Source organism: Gemmatimonas phototrophica (assembly GCF_000695095.2).
Classification (GTDB): domain Bacteria; phylum Gemmatimonadota; class Gemmatimonadetes; order Gemmatimonadales; family Gemmatimonadaceae; genus Gemmatimonas; species Gemmatimonas phototrophica.
In genome coordinates this window covers 3,969,533-3,985,806 of the sequence record NZ_CP011454.1, presented here as the reverse complement: position 1 = coordinate 3,985,806, position 16,274 = coordinate 3,969,533, and the positions used below count along the sequence as shown (strand labels likewise).

At 63.8% G+C, this 16,274-nt stretch carries 16 protein-coding genes; 9 read left to right on the top strand and 7 right to left on the bottom strand.

The features are described from left to right. Nucleotides 1-4 precede the first annotated feature (4 nt). Genes GEMMAAP_RS16825 through GEMMAAP_RS16810 form a run of 4 tightly spaced genes read left to right on the top strand, consistent with a single transcriptional unit; the run spans nucleotide 5 to nucleotide 3,701 of the window. Nucleotides 5-1,630, top strand: a complete 1,626-nt coding sequence (locus tag GEMMAAP_RS16825; RefSeq protein WP_026848279.1) for an AMP-binding protein — start codon at nucleotides 5-7, stop codon at nucleotides 1,628-1,630. Beyond that, nucleotides 1,627-2,091 (top strand): acyl-CoA thioesterase, encoded by a 465-nt coding sequence (locus tag GEMMAAP_RS16820; protein ID WP_053333589.1) that lies wholly within the window; start codon nucleotides 1,627-1,629, stop codon nucleotides 2,089-2,091. Before GEMMAAP_RS16825 ends, GEMMAAP_RS16820 begins: the two co-directional genes overlap by 4 nt. After that, entirely contained in the window at nucleotides 2,088-2,483 is a 396-nt protein-coding gene (locus GEMMAAP_RS16815) for a RidA family protein (protein WP_026848281.1), read from the top strand. The genes GEMMAAP_RS16820 and GEMMAAP_RS16815 overlap by 4 nt, the downstream gene beginning before the upstream one ends. Nucleotides 2,484-2,489: 6 nt before the next feature. Continuing rightward, entirely contained in the window at nucleotides 2,490-3,701 is a 1,212-nt protein-coding gene (locus tag GEMMAAP_RS16810) for an enoyl-CoA hydratase/isomerase family protein (RefSeq protein WP_026848282.1), read from the top strand. Here GEMMAAP_RS16810 and GEMMAAP_RS16805 read toward each other — a convergent pair. From GEMMAAP_RS16805 to GEMMAAP_RS16795, 3 genes are read right to left on the bottom strand one after another with little or no spacing between them, the layout of a single operon-like run. Next, entirely contained in the window at nucleotides 3,673-4,026 is a 354-nt protein-coding gene (locus tag GEMMAAP_RS16805; RefSeq protein ID WP_043579353.1) for a zinc ribbon domain-containing protein YjdM, read from the bottom strand. The genes GEMMAAP_RS16810 and GEMMAAP_RS16805 overlap by 29 nt on opposite strands. Nucleotides 4,027-4,054: 28 nt before the next feature. Then, on the bottom strand, nucleotides 4,055-5,449 hold the full coding sequence (locus tag GEMMAAP_RS16800; RefSeq protein WP_145979201.1) for an alginate export family protein: 1,395 nt from the start codon (nucleotides 5,447-5,449) through the stop codon (nucleotides 4,055-4,057). Then, nucleotides 5,446-6,048, bottom strand: coding sequence for a TetR/AcrR family transcriptional regulator (locus GEMMAAP_RS16795; protein WP_026848285.1), 603 nt, complete (start codon nucleotides 6,046-6,048; stop codon nucleotides 5,446-5,448). The genes GEMMAAP_RS16800 and GEMMAAP_RS16795 overlap by 4 nt, the downstream gene beginning before the upstream one ends. A gap of 120 nt (nucleotides 6,049-6,168) precedes the next feature. On the opposite strand from GEMMAAP_RS16795, the gene GEMMAAP_RS16790 reads away from it, so the two are divergent. Further along, nucleotides 6,169-6,822, top strand: coding sequence for a hypothetical protein (locus tag GEMMAAP_RS16790; RefSeq protein WP_026848286.1), 654 nt, complete (start codon nucleotides 6,169-6,171; stop codon nucleotides 6,820-6,822). Here GEMMAAP_RS16790 and GEMMAAP_RS16785 read toward each other — a convergent pair. After that, complete coding sequence (locus GEMMAAP_RS16785) at nucleotides 6,787-8,100, bottom strand: alpha-hydroxy acid oxidase (RefSeq protein ID WP_026848287.1); 1,314 nt, start codon at nucleotides 8,098-8,100, stop codon at nucleotides 6,787-6,789. The two genes, GEMMAAP_RS16790 and GEMMAAP_RS16785, sit on opposite strands and share 36 nt — an antisense overlap. A gap of 158 nt (nucleotides 8,101-8,258) precedes the next feature. Here GEMMAAP_RS16785 and GEMMAAP_RS16780 point away from each other — a divergent pair, with 158 nt between their 5' ends. After that, nucleotides 8,259-10,577, top strand: coding sequence for a carbohydrate binding family 9 domain-containing protein (locus tag GEMMAAP_RS16780; RefSeq protein WP_053333590.1), 2,319 nt, complete (start codon nucleotides 8,259-8,261; stop codon nucleotides 10,575-10,577). Between the two features lie 393 nt (nucleotides 10,578-10,970). Beyond that, nucleotides 10,971-11,363, top strand: coding sequence for a YybH family protein (locus GEMMAAP_RS16775; RefSeq protein ID WP_053333591.1), 393 nt, complete (start codon nucleotides 10,971-10,973; stop codon nucleotides 11,361-11,363). Here the strand turns inward: GEMMAAP_RS16775 and GEMMAAP_RS16770 are convergent. The 3 genes from GEMMAAP_RS16770 to GEMMAAP_RS16760 all read right to left on the bottom strand — a co-directional run bounded on the left by GEMMAAP_RS16770 (nucleotide 11,349) and on the right by GEMMAAP_RS16760 (nucleotide 15,138). Continuing rightward, a complete protein-coding gene (locus GEMMAAP_RS16770) occupies nucleotides 11,349-13,178 on the bottom strand; it encodes an N-acyl-D-amino-acid deacylase family protein (RefSeq protein WP_158514908.1) in 1,830 nt (609 codons plus the stop codon). The genes GEMMAAP_RS16775 and GEMMAAP_RS16770 overlap by 15 nt on opposite strands. A gap of 14 nt (nucleotides 13,179-13,192) precedes the next feature. After that, nucleotides 13,193-13,639 carry a hypothetical protein gene (locus tag GEMMAAP_RS16765; protein ID WP_158514907.1) on the bottom strand — a complete coding sequence of 149 codons (447 nt, stop codon included), beginning with the start codon at nucleotides 13,637-13,639 and terminating at the stop codon, nucleotides 13,193-13,195. A 230-nt stretch (nucleotides 13,640-13,869) separates the two neighbouring features. After that, nucleotides 13,870-15,138, bottom strand: coding sequence for an OFA family MFS transporter (locus GEMMAAP_RS16760; protein WP_053333592.1), 1,269 nt, complete (start codon nucleotides 15,136-15,138; stop codon nucleotides 13,870-13,872). Between the two features lie 66 nt (nucleotides 15,139-15,204). Here GEMMAAP_RS16760 and GEMMAAP_RS16755 point away from each other — a divergent pair, with 66 nt between their 5' ends. Next, the gene (locus tag GEMMAAP_RS16755) at nucleotides 15,205-15,777 is read left to right on the top strand and encodes a pyridoxamine 5'-phosphate oxidase family protein (RefSeq protein WP_053333593.1); all 573 of its coding nucleotides are present in this window, start codon (nucleotides 15,205-15,207) and stop codon (nucleotides 15,775-15,777) included. Further along, nucleotides 15,774-16,274 (top strand): YeeE/YedE family protein, encoded by a 501-nt coding sequence (locus tag GEMMAAP_RS16750; protein ID WP_043579357.1) that lies wholly within the window; start codon nucleotides 15,774-15,776, stop codon nucleotides 16,272-16,274. The genes GEMMAAP_RS16755 and GEMMAAP_RS16750 overlap by 4 nt, the downstream gene beginning before the upstream one ends.

Sequence of the window (16,274 nt, the reverse complement as noted above, 5' to 3'; positions counted from 1 at the left end):
GCCGATGCCTAGCGCCCACGTCGATACCTTCGCCCACGATCACCTCCCGCCAGTCGAGGAGCAGCCGGAGTTTCTCTTCACGCTCCCCTCGCTGCAGTTCCCTGAACAGCTCAACTGCGCGACGGAGTTGCTGGACCGCGCGGTGCAGCGCGGATGGGGCGATCGGGCATGTCTGCTGGCGCCAGGCATTCGCTGGACGTATCGCGAATTGCAGGAGCGGGCCGATCGCATTGCGCACGTTCTGGTGCAGGACATGGGACTGGTGTCCGGCAATCGGGTGCTGCTGCGCGGCGCCAATCATCCCATGCTGGTGGCGTGCTGGTTTGCCGTGATCAAAGCTGGAGGGATAGCGGTCACCACCATGCCCATGCTGCGCGCCAAGGAACTGTCCACGATGATCGCCATTGCGGAGGTGTCGCATGCCTTGTGTGACGCCACGCTGGTGGAGGAGTTGCGCGAGGCCCAGCGTACGGCGCCCGGGCTGCGGGAACTCTGCTGCTATCACGACGCCGGGCCGGGCGGTCTCGAAGCGGCAATGGCCCGTCATGATGTGCCGTTTGTGAATGTGGATACGGCGGCCAACGATACCTGCCTGCTGGCCTTCACCTCCGGCACCACGGGTGTGCCCAAGGCCACCATGCACTTTCACCGGGATGTGCTCGCCATCTGCCGCTGTTGGCCTCCGCATGTGCTGCGCGCCACCGAGCACGATGTCTTCATGGGAAGTCCACCGCTGGGCTTCACCTTCGGGCTGGGCGGGCTGGTGCTCTTCCCCATGACGATCGGTGCTACTGCCGTGCTGCTGGAGAAGGTATCGCCACCGCATCTGTTGGAGGCCATTCGGGAGTTCGGGGCCACCGTGTTGTTCACGGCGCCCACCTCGTATCGCGCCATGGCGCAGCATCAGGAGCTCCTCCACCAGACCACGCTGCGCAAATGCGTCTCCGCTGGCGAGGCGCTGCCGCCAGCGACCCGGGCACTCTGGCGTGATATCACCGGGATTGAGCTTATTGATGGTATTGGTGCCACGGAGCTGCTGCACATTTTCATTTCTGCCGACGAAGCCACGGCGCGGGCTGGCGCCACCGGCAAGGCCGTGCCGGGTTATGTGGCCCAGGTGGTGGATGATGCCGGTCAACCGGTGCCGGTGGGTACGGTGGGCAAGCTCCGGGTGAAAGGACCCACCGGATGCCGCTACCTGCGCGATACACGGCAGCGGTCGTATGTGAAAGACGGTTGGAACTATACCGGCGACGCGTACTTCCTCGACGTGGACGGATACTTTCACTACAGTGCCCGCACCGATGACATCATCATCTCTTCCGGCTACAACATTGCGGGCCCGGAAGTGGAGAATGTGCTGCTGCTGCATCCGGCAGTGGCCGAATGCGGCGTGTACGGCGTCCCCGACGCGGAGCGCGGGCAGATCGTCAAGGCGTATGTGGTACTGCGTCCCGGCTACGAAGGAAATGGCGCCATGGTAAAAGCATTGCAGGATTTCGTGAAACAGTCGGTGGCGCCGTACAAGTATCCGCGCGCTGTGGCGTTTGTGGCGCAGCTGCCGCGAACGACGACCGGCAAGTTGCAGCGCTTCCGTCTGCACGAACTTGAGTCGGGGTATGCGCCATGACCGTCCTCACATTGGCTGAGACCTCTCCAGCGCGTCCCCGTTTCGCCAAACAGATGCGGGTGCCCTTTAGCGCCTGCGATCCGGCTGGCATCGTGTTCTTTGCGCAGTATTACGTGATGTTTCAGAATCTCGTCGATGACTGGGTCACTGAAGGGCTTGGCATCGCGTACGGTGACCTGCTGGGCCCCCGACGGGTGGGGCTCCCCACCGTGCGCTTCGAAACAGACTTCAGGGCCATCAGCACCATGGGCGACCTCATTACACTCGGCCTCGAAGTGGAACAGCTCGGGAACAAATCCCTCACCCTGCAGCTCATGGTGCACGGTCCCAACGGCGTGCGTGTTGAGGCGCGACAAGTCATTGTCTGCACCAATCTCGACACCCATCGCTCCATGGCCTTTCCCACTGATCTGCGCGACGCCATCGAAACGTTCATGGCGACACCGACGGAGTCTGCATGAATACCCCACTTCTCCCCGTAGGCTGGAAGCGGCCCCGCGGGTACGCCAATGGCGTGGCGGCGCGCGGGCAACAGATCCATGTCGCCGGCATGATCGGCTGGGACGAGCACGAGATCTTTCACACGGATGATTTTGCACTGCAAGCGCGACAGGCCTTGGCCAATGTCGTGGAAGTGCTGGCGGCAGCCGGGGCGACACCGCACCACATCGTCCGCATGACGTGGTATGTCACCAATCGCGATGAGTATCGTGAGGCGCTGCCGGGGATAGGTGCGGCCTTTCGTGAGCTCATCGGCCACTACGACATTGCCATGACGGCCGTGCAGGTGGTGGCCCTCATGGAAGAACGGGCGAAGGTGGAGATTGAAGTGACGGCCGTTATTCCGGACTGAGTACACATGACTGCGCTGGTACAGACCGTCCGCGACGGCGATGTCCTCGTGGTGACCATCGACCATCCGCCTGTCAACGCGCTGAGTCATGCCGTTCGGGTCGGACTCATGGACGCCCTGGAGCAACTCGAAGCCGATGCCACGCTGGGTGCTATGGTGCTTTGCAGTACCGGCACGGTGTTCATTGGCGGCGCGGATATCCGGGAGTTTGCCGGTCCACGGCTTGATCCCATGTTGAACACGGTCTGCAACAGCATGGAGTTGTGCCGCAAGCCGATCGTCGCGGCCATGCAGGGGCCGGCCCTGGGCGGTGGCCTGGAGGTAGCGTTGGCGTGCCACTATCGGGTGGCATCACCCGCCGTAGAGATCGCCTTCCCCGAAGTATTGCTTGGACTGTTGCCGGGAGCCGGCGGAACCCAGCGCGCGCCGCGGTTGGCGGGTGCTGCACTGGCCCTCGATCTCATGTTGACTGCCCGCCGCCTGGCGGCCAATGAGGCGGTGCAGGCCGGTCTGCTGGATGTCGTGCATGAGCAACCGGTGGTCGAGGCGATGTCGCGCGCCCACGCATTCGCGCGGGAGGGTGGTGCGCTGCGCCGCGCGCGAGAGGGAAAGGCGCTGCAGGATTCCTCGTTGGCGGGGGCTGAGATCGCTGCGGCACGGGCCACATTGCCCTCGGCATATCGCAATCTCTATTCACCCGCCCGCATCGTGGACTGCGTTGAGGCTGCAGTGACGCTCGACTTTGAGAGCGGGAGCGCGTACGAAAGCGCGGCGTTCATGGAGTGTCTCGCCAGTCCCCAGCGGCAGGCGTTGGTGTACGCATTCTTTGCGGAACGGGATGTGCGAAAGTCGGAAAAGTCAGGTGTCGATGTCGCGGCACTCGGCGCCATTATCCGAAACGCACGGGACGCTTCCATTGAGCAGTTGGTGCATCAGGGGCACGCGCGAGAAACCGTATACGGCACGCTCGCCGCCTGGGGGCTGACGGTCAATGACTCATCGCCCGTCGCAGCTGGCCCTCAGGATATCGTTGCGCACTGCGTTGGTGCCATGGAGGATGCTGCACAGCAGGCCTTGGACGCCGGCAGCGCTTGCGCTGCGGCCGACTGTGATATTGCCAGCATCAAGTACGCTGGTTTTCCGCGCTACCGGGGAGGCGTTTTGTGGCACGCCTCCCATGGCGCGAGCGTCACGCCTTCTTCACAAACTCCGACTTGAGCTTCATGGGGCCAATGCCATCGATTTTGCAATCGATGTCATGGTCGCCGCCCACCAGACGGATGTTCTTCACCTTGGTGCCCACCTTCACCACCGAGGAGGTGCCCTTGATCTTGAGATCCTTGATCACGGTCACCGTATCGCCATCGGCCAGCACATTGCCTACGGCATCCCGGATGCTGGTGCTCTCGGACGCAGGCACGGCCGCCGCCGGACCGGCCGTCCATTCGTGCGCGCACTCCGGGCACACCAGCAGCGTGCCGCTTTCGTACGTGTAGGGCGACGAGCAGGACGGGCAGGGTGGAAATGCAGTGTCGTCGGACATGATCAATGAGCAAGTGGTGATGGCACGTCTAGAATACGAAGGTAGTGCCAACGAACCCCCACCGCTCTGTTTGCGTGTCGGCCAACGTTTCGCGCAGGAACGCGCCAGGCAGCACCAACGCGCCGCCAAAGATGACCCGCAGGTGCGTGGTCGCCCGCCAGGTACCGGTCACGTCGATTTCCTCCGCGACATGGCGCGCTCGGGACGTGCCCGCGGCACGGAACAGGGTGTTCTGTTTGGTATACACGCCATCGTCCAACCGGAGGCGATCAAACCAGTACAGCGCCCCACGCAGATCCAGGGCAGGATGTGGATTCCACTGCGAGATGGCGTGCAACTCCCGGACATTGGGGCGCCCAATCACATCGGCGTAACCACCGTGCTGGTGCGCCGCGGGATACATCACGGAGAAGACTTCCAGCGTATTGCTGGTGCCGGGACGCTCACTGGAGGCTTCTTCCACCCCCAACGCCAGCGTTGGTGCTCCCAGCACCCGCTTGAATTGCCACTGCGCTTCGGCAACCCAGAAGCCAGCCTGAATGTCCCGTGTGCCCACCGTGCCGAACTGCCGGGCGCCCTCAAACTCCAGCGAGTGACTGACGGCGTGCGTTTTGGCCGTGCGCCACTGCCACTGCACCCGACCGCCGCTCGTCAGGCGATAGGCACGATTGGCCAGACCTGACGCCGGGCGAACGGACTGCTCGTACCAATAGCTCTGCCACAGCGAAGGCAGTCCGCGTGCCAACGGCCGCGCCCCCGCACTGCTGCCAATGGACAGGGTACGGAAGCGCTGGGTGCTGTCGGCCACATTGGGTTTACGCAATCGCACAATGATGGGACGTGCGTCCACCGCTTCCAGGGCGAACGCTTTATGCACCAGCTGCAAGCGGGCCCCGGTGGAGCTGCGCCGCGTGTTGGACCAGTCCGGCGCTCCGAACATGCGCTCGCGTGCCAGTCCAATTTCCTGGCGACCTACCCGTAACAGAGAGCTGCGATACCCGGCATCAATGTAGGCCGTCTGAAAATCCGCACGGTCGGCGTCGTTGCTGCGCACCCCACCCGGCAAGTTGCGACCGTAACTCTGTGCATCACGCCCTTCGGCGTACAGACGCGCGAAGGCGCCGGTGCGCCGCCCCGCCACGAGTTCGGTGGTGAGCAGCACGCGCGTTTGCGCATGATCGTCAGCCAGGGGAAGCGTATTGAATCCGCGGAAGAACTCTTCGCGCCAGCGCAGTTGTCCTCCCACGGTCAGTACCAGCGGGCGATCACCGGCAAGGGCGATGTTCTTCAGCGGAGCGAACAGATCGTGCGCTGGTGCTGGTGCCCCCGTTGCGGACTGCGCCAGCAGCCCTGTCGGGACCACAAGAAAAAGGGGCAGCAGCCTACGCAGTCGCACCTTCCAGGTGCCCACGCATCGCCTCATGACCGCACGACGCCAGGCGCCGAACACACGCGACGGGCCATGGTGTGAAAGTTGGCGTCCATTTCCTGCGCCGTGAGTTGTCCCGGATGCTCAAGCCACCACTTCGTCATCTCGATGCAGGCGCCAGCCAGCATGCGCGCCGCCAGTCGCGGGTCCATCACCGGCATTCCCCCAAACCGGTTCATGCGTCGTTCAATCATGTCGGCCAGGAAATCGGTACCCAGACTCCAGATAGGCTCCAGCCGATCGGATGCCTTGAGTGACGCAAACACGGTGCCGGACTCACCAAGGTGGGTGAGCAACTCCGCCATGGGTGCCAGCCGCGGCGGCCGCGACGGCGCGCGATCGAGGTGGGCTTCCATCCCCTGAAACATGCGCTCGTAGCTGCTGTACAGCACATCGTCCTTGTTGCGGAAATGTGCATAGAACGTCGCGCGGGCCACACCGGCCCGATCAATGATCTGTTGTACCGTGATGTCGCTGAATGCGCGCTCCGTCAACAGCTCCGCAATCGCCACGCGCAGCGCGCGGAGGCTCCGCTCGACGCGAGCGTCGTCATCTCCGGGTTGTTGAACAGCAGACCGCGGTTTGTTCGACATCGCAGACGCAGCAATGGAAAGCGCAGTACCCTGCGCGGGAACGAGGTGCACGGAGCTACACAGCCCAGCCCCAAAGCTTCGCACTGCACTACGCCTCCGCAACCAGTTACGGGAGTATTCATGTCACGGGATTCACAGGCAGCCCTTGCGTTAGCGGTCGGATCGGCGGCCATTCTCATCACCATGGCGTTTCATCCCACGGGCGCCGATATGGTGCAAGGTCCGTCGGCACACCTGCAAGCATCACTTGGGCGTTTCGTGCACGCGCTGGCCATTGGAGCCATGCCGCTCCTCACCACCGGTATGCTGGCCGTTGCCTGGCGTCTGCGACATCAGGCCGTGTTATCGCTGACGGGCACGGTGTCATACCTGCTGGCAGTGGTTGCCATCATGATTGCCGCCGCTACGAGCGGATTCATTGCCTCGGCCGTGGCCGAGCGCCTTGTGTCAGCCGCTGGAAGCGATCGCGAGCTCTTCCTGCAGCAGTTGCACTATACCGGCACGATCAATCAAGCCTTCGCCAAGGTGTTCGTGGGACTCACGTCCATGGCGTTCCTCTTCTGGTCGCTCGCGATGCGTGCCCACGGGCGTTTTCCGCGTGGGCTCTGGTTGCTGGGGATAATCGTGTCGGCTGCCCAGGGGCTGGGCATGGCCAGCGGGCATCTGCGCCTGGATGTGCAGGGGTTCGGGGCCGTGGTGGTGGCGCAGTCCGTGTGGATGTTGTGGACCGCCTGGACGTTACGCCATCCCGATGTGCCGCACGTTGATCTGTGACAGCGACGTGGTGCCACTCTGCTTCATGGTGAGTTCAAACTCCTTGCGCAGAATGGCGAGCACCGCTTCCACCCCTTCCTGTCCAAAGGCGCCGAGCCCCCAGATGTAGGGCCGGCCAATACCGGCGGCGGTGGCGCCGAGAGCAATGGCCTTGAACACGTCGGTGCCTCGGCGGAACCCACCGTCGCAGATCACGGGGATCTTGCCGCCGGTACCCATCACCACTTCGGGCAAGGAGACAATGGTGGCGCGTCGGGAGTTTTCGGCGCGTCCGCCATGATTGGAGACGAAGAGTCCGTCGACGCCATGTTCAACGGCAAGAGCGGCATCTTCGGCGGTCACGATGCCCTTGAGCAGCACCTTCATGCCGGTGCTCTGCTTGAGGCGATCCACAAACTCCCACGTGGGAGTCCCCTTCTCGAGCTGCGGCGGGAGTTTCTCGTAGCCCACCAGATTGGGTTTGCGGCGGTTGTCGCGGTCGTCCACCCGTCCGCTTACCCCCGGCAGCGGCGCGCCACCCATATGGCACTTGATGCAATCACGGGTGTCCTTGCGCGCCTCGCGAATCATGGTTTCGCGGTTGCTGCCGCCCAGCAGGTCCACCGTGAAGGCAATGGCGGGCGCACCCGCACGCTCCACGCGCTTCACCATCTGCTTCGTCACCGACCAGTCGCTCTGATGGTACAGCTGGAACCACACCGGGCCACCACGGGCCGCAATGGTGTCCTCAATGGACGTGGTCGCCACGGTAGAGAGTACCATCAGGTGGTCTCTGGCCCGCGCCGCCTTGGCAACGGCGACCTCCCCTTCCTTGTGAAACGCCTTCTGACTCCCCAGGGGATTGATCACAATGGGGGATGGATATCGGGTTCCGTAGAACGAGACACTGGCGTCCACCTTGCTTACGTCGATCAGTCGGCGCGGTTTGAGCGTATAGCGATCAAAGCCGGCCCGATTGGCGGCAATGGTGCCGTCGTCATCGGTGCCCGTCATGAGATAGCCCCAGTGCGCCACCGGAATGTTCTGTTTGGCCACGCCTTCAAAGTCGAACACATCCAGCGCATCCGCCGCTTTGCTGATCAACGGCGGCTGCAGCACGCCGTGCGTGCCCATCGCGCGTGACGCCATTGTATCGGCGGCCCCCAGCACCGCGTCGCTGGCCGCCGTGGAGTAGCCCAGACGGGCCAGCCATTCGCCATCAATGCCAGCCGCCGCCGCGAGTGGGCTGGCGGCCAAGAACGCCAGAAACTGGCGACGGGAAGAGGGGTCAGAAGACATAGGGGTAATCGGCTGCCGTGGAGCCGTTCTGTCCAGTGCAGACTCCCACCGGCGATCGGCAAGGCGTGGTCTGGGCTTCGGAGGCGCTATGCCCGCCGAACGGTTGGCCGCCGGAAAGCGTACATTGGGAGGTTCCGCCTCACACCCTACCGCATCACATGCCGACGCTCCCCTCCCGCACCTCCCGGTTGTCTCTGGCCGGTCTTGCCATTGCGCTCACCGCCTCCGGTGCCGCCGCGCAACCTGCACCGCCGGCTGGCGGCATGCGCCTTGACGCCGCGGTAGCCGATTCCTTTGCCCGCGCTGCGCGTGCCCGCCCGCGTCCCACGGTCAATGTGATCAAGATGGCCGACGGAGCGACCCCGGTGATTGACGGCCGGCTCGATGAGGCACTGTGGCAACAGGGTACCCCGGTCTCCGAATTCGTGCAGCGCGAACTGAACGAAGGGGTGCCCGCGTCTGAGCGCACCGATGTACGCTTCGCCAGCGATGGCAAGTATCTGTACATCGGCGCCCGCATGTATGATCGGCAGCCGTCGCTCATCATCCCCGGAGAAAAGATCCGCGACGTGACGCTCGCGAACAGCGATTACGTCGCGTTCATCTTCGACACCTACCACGATCATCAGAACGGCTTCGTCTTTGCGACCACGCCGGCGGGCATTGAGTACGATGGGCAGGTGATCCGGGAAGGCGAAGGGGGGGGGACCAACGTGCCTGGGCAGAACCGTATGCAGGCCGGCGCCATGGGCGGCTTCAACGTGAACTGGGACGCCAGCTGGGCGGTGGCGACAACGGTGGACTCTCTGGGGTGGAGTGCGGAGTTCCGCATTCCGTACTCCACGTTGCGTTACCAGTCGGCGAATGGCGAGCAGACGTGGGGGCTGAATGTGGCACGTATGATTCGTCGCAAGAACGAAGAGCTGTATTGGTCGTTCATTCCCCGCCAGTTCAACCTCTATCGTCTGTCGCTGGCCGGTAATCTGGCGGAGCTCACGCTCCCCGTGCGGCGTATTCAGACGGTGACCCCCTACGTGCTGACGTCAAATCAGGCGCGCTGGAACAGTGGTCTCAAGTCGTCCACCTCTCCCTCAGAGTTTGGTGGAGAGATCAAGTACGGGGTTACCCCGGCGCTGACGCTCGATCTCACCGTGAACACCGACTTCGCGCAGGTCGAAGTGGATGATCAACGGGTGAACCTCACGCGCTTCCCGATCTTCTTCCCGGAAAAACGGCCGTTCTTCCTCGAAAACGCCGGCGTGTTCTCCGCCGGCACGCCACAGGCGGTGGATCTCTTTTTCACGCGACGCATTGGGATATCCGAGACTGGAACGCCGCAACCGATTCTCGGTGGTGGGCGACTGTCGGGACGTGTGGGAAATACGACCATTGGTTTGTTGCAGATGGTGACCGACGCACCGGAAGCTGGAACCTCCGGCCAATCCTATTCCGTCGCGCGTGCCATACGGGAAGTTGGCGCGCGCTCGCGTCTGGGGCTCATGGCCGTGCAGCGTCTTTCCACGGAAGACGCGGGCAATGTGAATCGCACGTTTGCCATTGATGGTCGCTGGGGACTGGGGCAGAAGTGGACCACCGATGTGTGGGCCGCGAAGACCTCCACGCCGGGGCGTGCCGGAGACGACATGGCATACAGTGCGCGGGCGGCATTCGCCACGAACGTCTTCAACGCAAACGCGCGGGTCGCGCAGATCGGGGAAGATTTCAATCCGGAAGTGGGCTTCATGAGTCGTCCCGCTGGATACCGGGCCTTCGACGCCATGGCGATGTATCTCTGGCGCAAGCCGGAGTGGGCATGGTTTCGGCAATGGAATCCGCACGTCAGCTATCGCGGCTTCTACGATATCGAAGATGGCTTTCGCCAAACGGGATACTGGCATATCGACGTGACGGAAATCGAGTTCGCCAACAGCTCACGCTTCGGTCCCGAATGGAACATCTCGCAGGAAGGACTCACGCAGCCGTTTGAGATCTCGCCAGGAGTGGTATTGCCAGCGGGCCAGTACCAGTGGGGCACGTTGGGCTTCGATTACACCACCGACCCCAGCGAAAACATCACGGCCACTGGTCGCTTCGACTTCGGCAACTTCTGGACGGGCACACGCAACGGGGGGAGCGGCACCCTCACGGTCCGTCGCGGCGCCACTTTCTCCGGCTCACTCACGGTGGACCACAACGATGTCCGCCTGCCGGAAGGGAACTTCAAGCGGACGCTGCAGGCCGTGCGACTCAACTACTTCTTCACGCCGCGCATCTTCGTACAAACGCTGACGCAGTACAACAATCAGCAAAGCATCTGGTCCGCGAACGTACGCTTCGGCTGGCTCAATACGGCCGGCACCGGCCTCTTCGTCGTGCTCAACGATGGCCGTGATGCGACCGGATTCTTCAATTGGGTTCGCCCGCAGCAGCGCAGTATCTTTGTGAAGTTCACGCGGCAGTTCGGTACCACCGGTTGAGGTGGCCGCTGCCGCAGTGGTAGACCCAGTGTCCGGGTTTTCCCTATGGTGCACCGTCTCCGCCAATACCATGTTTGTGGTGCAGAGTGAGGGCGATGCCTCCACGATGGTTCGGCGGGTCGGGGATCGATCCCGATTCCTCGAGGTTTGAGAGGCGAAGCGAGAAGGCACCGCGTGCATTGACCCGCTGCTTCATTCCACCTCCGTGTGGAACGCACCGTTGGCAGGATCTGGAGCTCCTGCCAATCGGGTGCCAACGCGGACTTAGATGGCAGCAGGCGCCATCGCGGCCTCAGGCCGACAAGTTCTCTGCGGATGGCACAGGGAAGCGCCGAGCATGACTGCTCGGCGCTTTCTGTTTTTATCTGGGGTGCTCGGTGTGATATTCCCCGTATGCGAGACCATTCCGCCGATATTCGTGCACTGCGCCGTCAGTCCAACGCCGCCATCGCATCACTCGATGCCAACTACGTCATCTCCTTCATGAGTGACGACATCGTGGTACAGGTCGCTGGCGGCCCTGAATTGCGTGGCAAGGCAGCCAACCGCGAGGCCTGGGAAAAACAGATGGCTGAGACCGGCGTTGGCGGCTACGTCCGCACGCCCGACAAAATCACCATTGCCGACGATGGCACCCACGCCAGCGAAATCGGCCACTGGGTGGGGCGGTGGCGGGTCAAGGGGCGCGCCCACGTGGAAGAGGGGCGCTACACCGCCGAATGGCAGTTGGGCGCGATGGGATGGGAAATTGTGCAGGAAGCGTTTGTATCGTCACCGCGCGCGTAGCGGCTGCGTACTGTACTGCCCGTCCAGCCACACCGACACGGTGGCTCGACCGGGTTGACGGGGATCCTTGTCGTCGTAGACCACGAGAAACGGGCGCTCTTCGCGGGCGCTGAAGCCTCCCACCCCGGTCACGCTCCACCACTGACCAGCGCGCTGCGGAATACCGGTCGCGGTGATGGTGAATCGCTGGTTCGTCCCCATGGCCACGGCAATCGCGTTCCGCACCCGCTGGTCGGTATCCGTCTGCGTGAGCATCGCGGCTGGCCGGCTGATCCCCTCGGTCGGACGGAGCAGCGTGCGCCCTGCCTGTGCACCAGTGGGCGTACCCTCACGCAGCGCCAGCGTGCCATTCACCACCACATGCACCACACCGGTGGAGGGCGCCGTGGGGTTGGCGTACGTGGCGTGATCCATGACGGTACTTGAGTCAAACACTACCAGGTCGGCAGCCATGCCCGGGGCAATAAGTCCCCGGTCGAGCAGCCCCATGAGGGAGGCCGGCAGCCAGGTCATCTTGCGAATGGCCGCTTCCCAGGACAGCACTCGCTGCTCACGCACATAGCGGCCCAGCACACGCGGGAAGGTCCCGAAGTAGCGAGGATGCGAAACGCGCTGCGCCGCGGCCGCTCCGCAATCACAGGCAATGGCGATGTCGGGATCGGCAATCAACTGCGCCAGATCCGCCTCGGCGCCAAACCCCAGAATGGCCGACGGCATGCGCGTCTCGAGAATGCGCACCACCGCCTCGCCCGGTGATGTGATCTGCTGCGCCATCATGTACTGCTGCAACGTGCTGCCATCATCGCCCAGCAGTATGCCCGCCGCCCCGGTGAACCGGGCGGCAATGGCGTCGTCCGATTCGCGCACAATTCGCGCCCGCTGCACCGGATCGGCAAAGCGGGCGCGCATGGGGGCGAGCCCACCATCCTGCGCCCAACCGGGGATGATGAGTGACACCAGCATTGTCTGCCCGGACAGGTAAGGGTACACATCACCGGCCACCCAGCGATTGCGGCGCGATTCGACATGCATGGTGTCGAGAATTCGGGCCGCGTTCCCTTGCGTGCGCCCTTGCAGCTTCATGTGGGTGAACACGGGCACCAGCGACGTGCCAAAGCCAATCGCCATGGTTTCGTGCATCCCGACCAGCGAATTGAAGCCGCTTTCCGGCGTGAGCCGATCGTGGTTGGTCAAGAACGTCCGCCACGGCGCCGCCACGCCGAGGACATCCGTTACCTCAGCCACGGAGGCGAAGTACGCCGGTTTGTAGTCGAGCCCCGCCGAGATGCCAAAGGCGCCGGCGGCGAGCCCCTGCTGTACCATGGACCGCATGCGGGCCCGCTGCGCGCTGTCGGGACGGGTATTGGACGCACCGTTCACCGCCGCCCAGATGCTGTTGAAGGGCACACTGGCCGCGACGTTGACAGCCAGTCCACTCTGCTGCACCTGCGCCGCCTGCGTAGTGAGATCCAACGGCCCGCCGCCATCGGCGTTGAGTAACTCCGTGGTCACGCCCTGTGTGAGCATGTTGGCCGCTGTTGCCAGGCCACGCACATCGGCATGACTGTGCACGTTGATGAAGCCCGGAGCGACCATGCGGCCGCGCACATCCAGTTCCGTTGTGGCACGGACCCTGGAGAGGTCGCCAACACGCACAATCACACCGTTGCGAACGGCAACATCGGCCACCACCCCTGGGCGTCCGGTGCCGTCGATAACGGTGCCGCCGCGCAGAAGCAGGTCGTACGGAGCGGGTTGGGCGCGCAGCGCAGTGGCAACGGCCGTGGTTGTCGCAAGCAGGAGCAAGGGGCGCATGGACATTCTCCGCTTCAAGGAATGCGCAGGTACGTCGCAAAGGTGACCGCTGTGGTCTTGTCGGCCGCATCCTGGCGCATGTAGATCACGGCAATCGTGTTGTGGTCGGGGGACAGCACATTGGTGAGCCGCTGCGTGATCCGGCCGTTGTTCAGGTTGACAATCTCGTTCACGAAGGGCGAGATCGTGCGTACTGCGGCGTGCGTTTGCGACGCGTTCCCCGTAACCGGCATTTCGCGGCCGTCGAACGCGGTCGTGTACCACCAGCGCGTGGTGTCGCCCTTGGCGTTCACCGCCTGAATGGTGACCTTCATGCCCGTCTCACCAAATGGCTCGTACGTCATGATGTTGCTGATGGGGGCGAGCGCATCACTCTTGAGCAGCCACCGCCCAAAGCGCGGGTTGGCCGACTGCGACGCGGCCACGGTGGGCAACACCATCAGCAACAGCAGGGCAAGCATGGGGCGCATATGGGCTCGCGGGCGAGAGGGTTGAGCTCGCGAATGTAGCACCCATTGAGGCGGAGCAACACACCTAACCAGCACCTATGGAAGGGAACAGAATGGTCGCCGATGGCACACGGATCCAGCAATGAAATCGTCTGGACGTATCGGAAGGTTACTGCCGCAAGCGCGCGATGTATCCGCGCATATTCCGCGACCCCTCGGTTCTTATCCGTGGTGCGGTCGTCTTACGTCCCGGATCTCGCTCGCACCGGCTTGACCAGGAGCGTGAGGACCAGCCCCACCGCCAGCAACCCAGCCAGCAGCCGGAGCGGCTGGTCGTAGATGGCCACGTTCGACATGCCAGGGGCGAGCGCCGCCCGCGCCCGTGATGACAGCTCCGTAATGATGACCGGGCCCAGGACCGCGGCGACGCTCCATGCCGTCAGCAGCGCGCCGTGAATGGCTCCGACATTCGCGGTCCCAAACAGGTCCGCCAGGAACGCTGGAATGGTGGCAAACCCGCCGCCATACATGGTGAACACCAGCAGCAGGCACGCCAGAAACGGATACCACGCCCCGAGCTTGGCCAGTACCGGTATGAGCAGAAACAACCCAATCTGGGCGCCGAAGAACACCAGATACGTCGTACGTCGTCCAATAAGGTCGGAGGCGCTCGACCAGAGCAACCGCCCACCGGCGTTGAACACGCTGATGATGGCCACCACCGCTGCGGCTTCCTTGGGTGACCGGCCAAACAGATCCTGCATCATGGGACTGGCCTGCGCGAGAATGCCAATGCCGGCCGTGACATTGATGCACAACATGCCCCACAGCAACGCGAACTGCGGCGTGCGCACGGCTGCCGCGCGGGTCATGCCGTCGGAGACGATGCGTGGGTGATTGGACGGCGTGGCGGCTACCGCCTCCACACGCGGTGACGCGGGCGCTGGTCGCAATAAACTCGCACCGGCCAGCATGATGAGCAGATACACGCCCCCCAACACGAACAAGGTGTTGGCCACACCGACCCGCTCAATGAGGAACGCGTTGGCGTACCCCGCCAGGAAGGCCCCGCCGCCAAACCCCATGATGGCAAACCCCGTGGCCATGCCGCGCCGGTCGGGGAACCATTTCACCAGCGTACTCACCGGCGCGATGTAGCCAATGCCGCAGCCAATCCCGCACAGAATCCCCATGCCGAGGAACAGCAGCAGTGGCTGACGGAGGAGGAGTCCGGCGCCGCCGACAATGAGGCCACACGAGAAGCAGAGGGCCGCCAGTCGCCCGGCCGCCCGCGCGCCGCGACGTTCCACCCACGGACCCCATGTGGCGGCGCTCAGCCCCAAGAGCACCAGGGCGCTGGTGAAGGTGGTGTACGGGGGGCTGGCCCACCACGGCAGCGTGGGCAGAGCCGTCATGATGGGACGGTTGAGGGTGCTCCAAGCGTAGACCGAGCCAATGCCCAGATGCACGAGAATGGCGCCCAGCGGGATGGTCCAACGGCGAGTTCCCATATGGCTCCTTGAACGAGCGACCTCGGCATTCCGTTGCCGGATTTGTCAGCATGATACCTTTCACCGATGCCTTTCTCCCGGCACTGCTCGCTGGCGGCCCGCGTGGCCGCGATTCTTGGGGTCGCCCTGGCGGCGGCTGACCCGCTCCCGACGCTGGGCGCACAGTCGCCAGCGGCGCCATCCCTGGCCCTGCCTCGTCTCGACAGTGTCGCGCGCCGGATCATTGGTGCGGCCACCTATGCAACGTTCATTACGGTGGATAGCGCAGCCCGGCCGCAGGCGCGGACTGTCCAGCCGCTGGCGCCCAATGCGCACTGGGAGATCTGGTTTGCCACCAATCCGCGCACCCGAAAAGTGCAGGAGATCCGCCGAAACCCCCGCGTGGCGGTCCACTACTTCGACCCCGTGACGCAGAGTTATGTGGCGATCTCGGGACGGGCCAGGCTGGTGCGCGACCGCGCCACAGTGGATGCGCACTGGGATGCGGCGTGGAACGCGTTTTATCCGGATCGCGATAGTAGTGTTGTACTGGTCGCGGTCACGCCCCTGCGGGTGGAGCTGGTCAGTCCTTCGGCCGGCGTCAACAGCGACCCGCGCACGTGGCGTCCGCAATCGTTCGTTCCCAAGCGCCGGCCATGACGCCGGCAGAGGTTGTCGTGTTTCCCAACGGCGTATTTCCACACGGCTGGCTCCAGTATCTGCAGGGTGGTCTGATCATTGGCACCGGCGTGGCGCTGCTCTTTGTGCTCACCGGCATGATTGGCGGAATGAGCACCGTCTTCTCGTCCACCTGGTCGTTCGTGGTACGCCGCCCGTTCTTTCAGCAGCCGACGCTGGTGGGGAGCCGGGCGTGGCGTTTGGTGTACGCCGTCGGCCTGGTGGCCGGTGCCGCGCTCTGGTTCATGCTGTCTCAACAACCTGCACGCGTGGCCGTGACGATTCCTACGTGGCAGCTCTTCATTGGGGGGCTGCTGGTCGGCTACGGAGCACGCCTCTCGCAGGGGTGCACCTCCGGACATGGCATCTGCGGACTCGCATCCCTTTCGCGGCCCTCACTCGTGGCCGTCTGCACGTTCATGGCCACCGCGATTCTGACCGCGAACGTCATGGCGCGCTTCCTCACCACCGGCGGCTGA